This window comes from Nocardioides zeae (assembly GCF_010686755.1).
Taxonomy (GTDB): Bacteria; Actinomycetota; Actinomycetes; order Propionibacteriales; family Nocardioidaceae; genus Nocardioides; species Nocardioides zeae.
In genome coordinates, this window is the sequence record NZ_JAAGXA010000007.1 from 248,288 (window position 1) to 255,381 (window position 7,094).

General features: G+C 72.6%; 6 protein-coding genes. All 6 read left to right on the plus strand.

Annotated elements, in window-relative coordinates:
* The first annotated feature begins 47 nt into the window (after positions 1-47).
* Genes G3T38_RS12180 through G3T38_RS12205 form a run of 6 tightly spaced genes read left to right on the plus strand, consistent with a single transcriptional unit; the run spans position 48 to position 7,015 of the window.
* Positions 48-1,613, plus strand: coding sequence for an ATP-binding cassette domain-containing protein (locus tag G3T38_RS12180; RefSeq protein WP_163772563.1), 1,566 nt, complete (start codon positions 48-50; stop codon positions 1,611-1,613).
* Positions 1,610-2,812 (plus strand): ABC transporter permease subunit, encoded by a 1,203-nt coding sequence (locus G3T38_RS12185; RefSeq protein WP_163772564.1) that lies wholly within the window; start codon positions 1,610-1,612, stop codon positions 2,810-2,812. The genes G3T38_RS12180 and G3T38_RS12185 overlap by 4 nt, the downstream gene beginning before the upstream one ends.
* Positions 2,809-4,074, plus strand: a complete 1,266-nt coding sequence (locus tag G3T38_RS21210; RefSeq protein ID WP_163772565.1) for an ABC transporter permease — start codon at positions 2,809-2,811, stop codon at positions 4,072-4,074. The genes G3T38_RS12185 and G3T38_RS21210 overlap by 4 nt, the downstream gene beginning before the upstream one ends.
* On the plus strand, positions 4,071-4,514 hold the full coding sequence (locus G3T38_RS21215) for a cytidine deaminase (protein ID WP_338037614.1): 444 nt from the start codon (positions 4,071-4,073) through the stop codon (positions 4,512-4,514). The genes G3T38_RS21210 and G3T38_RS21215 overlap by 4 nt, the downstream gene beginning before the upstream one ends.
* Entirely contained in the window at positions 4,471-5,703 is a 1,233-nt protein-coding gene (locus G3T38_RS12200) for a cytochrome P450 (RefSeq protein ID WP_163772566.1), read from the plus strand. The genes G3T38_RS21215 and G3T38_RS12200 overlap by 44 nt, the downstream gene beginning before the upstream one ends.
* A 28-nt stretch (positions 5,704-5,731) precedes the next feature.
* Positions 5,732-7,015, plus strand: coding sequence for a thymidine phosphorylase (locus G3T38_RS12205; RefSeq protein WP_163772567.1), 1,284 nt, complete (start codon positions 5,732-5,734; stop codon positions 7,013-7,015).
* Positions 7,016-7,094 lie beyond the last annotated feature (79 nt).

Here is a 7,094-nt window from a genome sequence, read left to right on the forward strand (position 1 = left end):
CACGTCGTCGTCCCCGGGTCCGTCGCCCGTTCGGGAGGTCCCCGCTCGTGACCACGCACCCCCAGGAGGCCCCCGCCGAGAGCGGGCCCCTGGCCGTCCGCCTCCGCGGCATCGGCAAGCGCTTCCCCGGCGTCATCGCCAACGACGACATCAACATCGACGTCCGCCGCGGCACCATCCACGCGCTCGTGGGTGAGAACGGCGCCGGCAAGTCGACGCTGATGAAGATCCTCTACGGCGTGCAGCCGCCCGACTCGGGCACCATCGAGGTCGACGGCCGCACGATGCGCCTGTCGTCGCCGGCCGACGCCATCCAGGCCGGCATCGGCATGGTCTTCCAGCACTTCATGCTGGCCGACAACCTGACGGTGCTGGAGAACGTCGTGCTCGGCGCCGAGAAGATGCACGGCATCGGGGGCGCCGCGCGCGCCAAGATCCGCGAGATCTCCGACGCCTACGGGCTGGGCATCGACCCCGACCGCCGCGTGGAGGACCTGGGGGTGGGTGCGCGTCAGCGCGTCGAGATCCTCAAGGTGCTCTACCGCGGCGCGCGCACGATCATCCTCGACGAGCCGACGGCGGTGCTCGTGCCGCAGGAGGTCGAGGAGCTCTTCGACAACCTCCGCGAGCTCAAGCGCGAGGGCCTTGCCGTCATCTTCATCTCCCACAAGCTCGACGAGGTGCTCTCCGTCGCCGACGACATCACGGTGATCCGCCGCGGCACGACGGTCGCGACCGTCGAGCCCGCGTCGGTGACGTCGCGCCAGCTCGCCGAGCTCATGGTCGGCAGCGAGCTCCCGACGCCGCAGACCGAGGCGTCGACGGTGACCGACCACGTGCTGCTGGAGGTCCGTGAGCTGCGCCTCCCCGACCCGGCGGGCGGTCGTGAGCTGCTCTCCGACGTCAGCTTCCGGATCCACCGCGGCGAGGTGCTCGGCATCGCGGGCGTCGAGGGCAACGGCCAGTCCGAGCTCGTCGAGGCGATCATGGGCATGCGCCCGGGGATGACCGGCCGGATCCTGCTCGACGGCGAGCCGATCGGTCGTCTCAGCACCCGCGCACGTCGCGAGGCCGGCATCGGCTACATCCCGGAGGACCGCCACCGCCACGGCCTGCTGCTCGACGCCCCCCTGTGGGAGAACCGCGTGCTGGGCCACCAGACCCGCCGACCGAGCGCCCGCGGCGGTCTCATCGACGCCCGCGCCGCACGTGCTGACACGCGCCGGATCGTGGAGAACTACGACGTCCGCACCCCGGGCATCGAGGTGCACGCGCGCGCCCTCTCGGGCGGCAACCAGCAGAAGCTCATCGTGGGGCGCGAGATGAGCGGCGACCCGGTCCTGCTCATCGCCTCCCACCCCACCCGCGGCGTCGACGTCGGCGCGCAGGGTGCCATCTGGGACCACATCAAGACCGCACGACGGGCCGGGCTCGCCGTGCTGCTGATCTCCGCCGACCTCGACGAGCTGATCGGGCTGTCCGACCGCATCGAGGTGATCCTGCGGGGTCGGCTCGTCGGCGAGTTCGACCCCGGGGCCGTGACCCCGGAGCAGCTCGGCTCGGCCATGACGGGCGCGGGCCAGGACTCCGCCGGGAAGGAGACGGACGCGTGAACGTCCGACTGACCAAGCTGCTCCTCGGGCTGGCCGCTCCGCTGCTCGCCCTGGGGCTCGCGTTCCTCATCACGAGCCTCGTGCTCGCGCTCGCCGGCGACCCCGTCGGCGCGGTCTGGAGCCAGCTGCTGCAGTGGCCGCAGCCCCGCAACCAGATCAACATCCTCAACAACGCGATGGTGCTGTTCCTGTCCGGTCTGGCCGTCTCCATCGGCTTCCGGATGAACCTCTTCAACATCGGCGTCGACGGCCAGTACCGCGTCGCGGTCTTCGTGGCCGCGGTCGTGGCGGGCGAGGCGTGGCTCCCGGGCTACGCGAACACCGCGCTCGCCATCGTCTGCGCCATGCTGGCCGGCGCCCTGTGGGCCGGCATCGCCGGCGTGCTCAAGGCGACCCGCGGCGTCAGCGAGGTCATCGCGACGATCATGCTCAACTTCATCGCGACCTCCCTCGTGGCGTACCTGCTGGCCAAGGCCGCGGTGCGGGAGGAGGGCAGCAACGTCATCGGCACCAAGGTGATCCCGGAGTCCTCGTGGATCCCCGGCATCCAGGTGTGGAGCGATGTGGCGACCGAGCTCTACGGCTTCATCGTCATCACGGTGCTGGCCGGCGTCGGCTACTGGTTCGTGCTCAACAAGACCCGCTTCGGCTTCGAGCTGCGGGCCACCGGCCAGTCGGCGACGGCGGCCGTGGCGAGCGGTGTCTCCGCCAAGCGCATGACCATCGCCACGATGATGCTCTCGGGTGCGGTCGCCGGCCTCGTGGGTCTCCCCATCCTCTTCGGTGACTCCCACAGCTATGGCTCCACCTTCCAGTCGGGACTCGGCTTCGCCGGCATCGCGATCGCGCTCCTGGGGCGCAACCACCCGGTCGGCATCGCGCTCGGTGCGCTGCTCTTCGCCTTCCTCGACGAGCAGTCGAACCCGCTGCAGATCCTCGTGGGCGTCTCGCCCGACATCGTGGCGATCACGCAGGGCGTGATCGTGCTGACCGTGGTCGTCTCCTACGAGCTCGTGCGCCGGTACGGCGCGCGGCTGGAGCAGCGACGCGTCGCCGCCGAGCTCGCCGCGGGTGTGACCGTGGCGGCGGACGGCGATCGACGGGACCCGGATCCCGACCCCTCGGCCCCCTCCGCACCCGACGGGTCCCGCGGACCCGGCGACGGTGACGTCGACCTATCGAAGGAGACGACGCGATGACCATGCCCTCGCTCGGTGCCGCCAAGCCCGGCCGCGCCCCCGCGTCGTCGAGAACGCGCCGCTGGCGCTGGATCCTCATCGGCTTCCTGCTCGTCATGCTGGCGCTCTCGTTGCTCCAGCTCGTCACGGGGGCCAGCGACCTCACGTCCTCGGGCGCGCTCGCCGCGACGCTCGTCGCGATCATGCCGATCCTGCTCGCCGGTCTCGGCGGCCTCTGGTCGGAACGCGCCGGCATCGTCAACATCGGTCTCGAGGGCATGATGATCCTCGGCACCTACGGCGCCGGTTTCTTCGGCTACCACTACGGGGCGCTGGCCGGCATCCTGGGCGCCGTCCTCATGGGCATGATCGGCGGCCTGATCCACGCCGTGGCCACCGTGGTGTTCGGCGTCGACCACATCATCTCGGGTGTCGCGATCAACATCATCGCGCTGGGCGCGGTGCAGTACCTGGCCTCGCTGACGTTCGTCGGGCTCCCCGGCGGTGGTCAGACCCAGTCGCCGAAGATCGCCGACGTCCCGTCCCTCACCATCGGTCCGCTGAGCGATGCCTTCGGCACGGTGGAGGGCAAGGACATCTTCTTCGTCTCCCAGGTCGCGGCGCTGCTGCGCGCCCTGACGACGAACCTCTCGGTGCTGGTGATTGTCGGCTTCCTCCTCGTGCTGCTCACGTGGTGGCTGCTGTGGCGCACGTCGTTCGGCCTGCGCCTGCGCTCCTGCGGCGAGAGCCCGGCTGCGGCGGAGACGCTCGGTGTCTCCGTGCTGCGCTACAAGTTCATCGCCGTCCTCGTCTCGGGTGGTCTCGCCGGTCTCGCCGGCGGGTTCCTCGCCATCGTGGCCTCGAGCAACTACCGCGACGGCCAGACCGGCGGGCGTGGCTACATCGGCCTCGCCGCGATGATCTTCGGCAACTGGCGCCCGGGCGGCCTGCTCGCCGGCTCCGGTCTCTTCGGCTACACCGAGACCCTCGGCCTGCGCCAGGGCGGCTCGTCCGTCCACGCGCTCCTGCTGCTCGTCGCGGTGGCGGCGATCGCCTTCGCGGTCTGGCAGGCCCGGCGGGGCGCCTCCTGGCAGCTGGTCGGCGGGCTCGTCCTCGCCGGCCTGCTGGTCGGTGCGCTCTACCTCGCGATCGACGAGGTCCCCGGCGACTTCACCCGCATGACGCCGTACGTGATCACCCTCGTGGTGCTGACCGCCGCCGCCCAACGGTTGCGTGCTCCCGCGGCGGTGGGCCAGATCTACCGCAAGGGCTCAGCAGGGTGACGACCGGGTCGTCCCCGTCGCCCACCGACGGCAGCGAGGCCTGGGAGGGGTGGGCGGACCTCCAGGCCGCCGCGTCGACGGCGGCGGGGCGGGCGTACGCGCCGTACTCCGGGTACGCCGTCGGCGCCGCGGCGATCGTCGACGACGGTCGCCTGGTGACGGGCTGCAACGTGGAGAACGCGTCGTACGGCGTCGGGCTCTGCGCCGAGTGCGGGCTCGTCTCCCAGCTCCACCTGACCGGCGGGGGCCGGCTGACCCGCTTCGTCTGCGTCAACGGCGCGGGCGAGGTGATCATGCCGTGCGGCCGCTGCCGGCAGCTGCTCTTCGAGAACGGCGGCAGGGACCTGCTGCTGATGACGGTCGCCGGTGTGCGACGGATGGACGAGGTGCTTCCCCATGCGTTCGGTCCCGACGACCTCGCTCGACCTCACGGCGCCTGATCTCGTCGCCGACCCCTACCCGCTGCTCGCGGCGGAGCGGGAGCGGCACGCGGTCGCCTGGCACCCGGGTCGGGAGACGTGGCTGACGTTCGACCACGCCGCGACGAGCGCGGTGCTCCGCAACCGGCGCCTCGGGCGGATCTGGCGCGACCGCGAGCCGACGGACTACCTCGAGCCGTTCAACCTGCTCCACCGCAACCAGATGATGGAGAACGAGCCGCCCGACCACACGCGGCTCCGGCGGCTGGTGGCCGGAGCGTTCGCCCGGGGTCACGTCGAGCGGCTGCGACCGCGGGTGCAGGAGCTCGCGGCCGAGCTGCTGGGCGAGGTCGACCCGGACGGCTTCGACGTCATCGGTTCCTACGCCGAGCCGCTGCCCGTGCTCGTCATCGCCGAGCTGCTCGGCGCGCCGACGAGCCTGGCGCCCGAGCTGCGCGACTGGTCGCAGGCGATCGTGCGGATGTACGAGCCGTCCCCGTCGGCGGAGGTCGTGGAGGCCGCCGTGCGAGCCGCCGAGGCGTTCGCCGGCACGGTCCGCGAGCTGGCGCGCGACCGGGCCGCGCGCCCGGCCGACGACCTGCTGAGCGACCTGGTCGCGGCCCGCGAGGGCGACCAGCGGCTGAGCGAGGACGAGGTCGTGGCATCGGCGGTGCTCCTCCTCAACGCCGGGCACGAGGCCTCCGTCAACGTGTTCGGCAACGGCCTCGTGGCGCTGCTGCGCTCGCCCGCGGCCGAGGACGTCCGCCGGGCCGCCGCCGCGGGCGACGTGGACGTCGTGCCGACGTTGGTGGAGGAGATGCTGCGCTTTGACTCGGCCCTGCACCTGTTCGAGCGCACGGCGACGGCCGACGTCGAGCTTCCCTCGGGCGACGGGACCGTGGTGGTGCGGGAGGGGGAGCGGATCGCCGCCCTCCTGGGCGCGGCCAACCGCGACCCCGCCGTCTTCGCCGACGCCGACAGCTTCGTGCCGACCCGTGACCCCAACGCGCACGTCGCCTTCGGCGCGGGGCTCCACTTCTGCCTCGGCGCGCCGCTGGCGCGCATGGAGCTCACCGAGTCGCTCGGGCTCCTGCTGACCCGCATGCCCGGCCTCGAGCTCGCCGCCGAGCCGGTGTCGCGGGGCACCTTCGTGCTGCGAGGCTACGAGTCGGTCACGGTCGCCGCCGGAGCGGGCGTCCCGGCCCCCTGAGGGCGCCCGCCGTGCGTAGGCTGCCCCGGTGAGCGCACACGACGTCATCGAGGTCATCACCACCAAGCGGGACCGGGGCACCCTGAGCGACAGCCAGATCGACTGGGTGGTCGACGCCTACACGCAGGGGCAGGTGGCCGACGAGCAGATGTCGGCGCTCGCCATGGCCATCCTGCTCAACGGCATGGAGCGCGCGGAGATCGCGCGCTGGACCGCGGCCATGATCGCCTCGGGGGAGCGGATGGACTTCTCGTCCCTCTCGCGGCCCACGAGCGACAAGCACTCGACCGGCGGGGTCGGCGACAAGATCACGCTGCCGCTCGCGCCGCTCGTCGCGGCCTGCGGCGTCGCCGTACCGCAGCTGTCGGGTCGCGGGCTCGGCCACACCGGCGGCACGCTGGACAAGCTGGAGTCGATCCCGGGCTGGCGCGCCGCGCTGAGCAACGCGGAGATGCTCGCGCAGCTGGAGTCGGTGGGCGCGGTGATCTGCGCCGCGGGCGACGGGCTGGCGCCGGCGGACAAGAAGCTCTACGCACTGCGCGACGTGACGGGCACGGTCGAGGCGATCCCGCTCATCGCGAGCTCGATCATGAGCAAGAAGATCGCCGAGGGCACGGGCGCTCTCGTGCTCGACGTGAAGGTCGGCTCCGGTGCGTTCATGAAGACCGCCGAGCGTGCCCGCGAGCTCGCCGAGACGATGGTGGCGCTCGGCACCGACGCGGGTGTGCGCACCGTCGCGCTGCTCACCGACATGGCGACGCCGCTCGGCCTCACCGCGGGCAACGCCATCGAGGTGCAGGAGTCGGTCGACGTGCTGGCGGGCGGAGGCCCGGCGGACGTCGTCGAGCTGACCCTCGCCCTCGCGCGCGAGATGCTGCAGGCCGCCGGTCGTGACGACGTCGACCCGGCCGACAAGCTGGCCGACGGCTCCGCGATGGACGTGTGGCGCGCGATGATCGCCGCCCAGGGCGGCGACCCCGACGCGGCGCTGCCGGTCGCCCGGGAGCGCCACGTGGTGACCGCCCCGACGTCGGGCGTCCTGACCCGCCTCGACGCCATGGCGGTCGGTCTCGCGGCCTGGCGTCTCGGCGCCGGCCGTGCCCGCAAGGAGGACCCGGTGCAGGCGGGCGCCGGCGTCGTCTGGCACGCCCGTCCGGGCGACCGCGTCGAGGCCGGCGCGCCGCTGTTCACGCTGCTCACCGACACGCCGGAGCGCTTCGACCGCGCCCTCGCGGCGCTCGAGGGCGGGTACGACGTCGGCGACGCCGCGACGTACACCCCGGCGCCGCTCGTCATCGACCGCATCGCCTGACCGTCCCGACCCCACGCGGGTCGTGGTGCGAGCCCTGCGGAAGGTGCGGGGCTCCCACCACGACCCGGGGGGGGGGGGG

What these genes read in the sequence shown, in the direction of transcription:
- G3T38_RS12200 (WP_163772566.1), top strand. Translation starts at nt 4,471, where the DNA reads ATGCGTTCGGTCCCGACGACCTCGCTCGACCTCACGGCGCCTGATCTC.
- G3T38_RS21210 (WP_163772565.1), top strand. Translation starts at nt 2,809, where the DNA reads ATGACCATGCCCTCGCTCGGTGCCGCCAAGCCCGGCCGCGCCCCCGCG.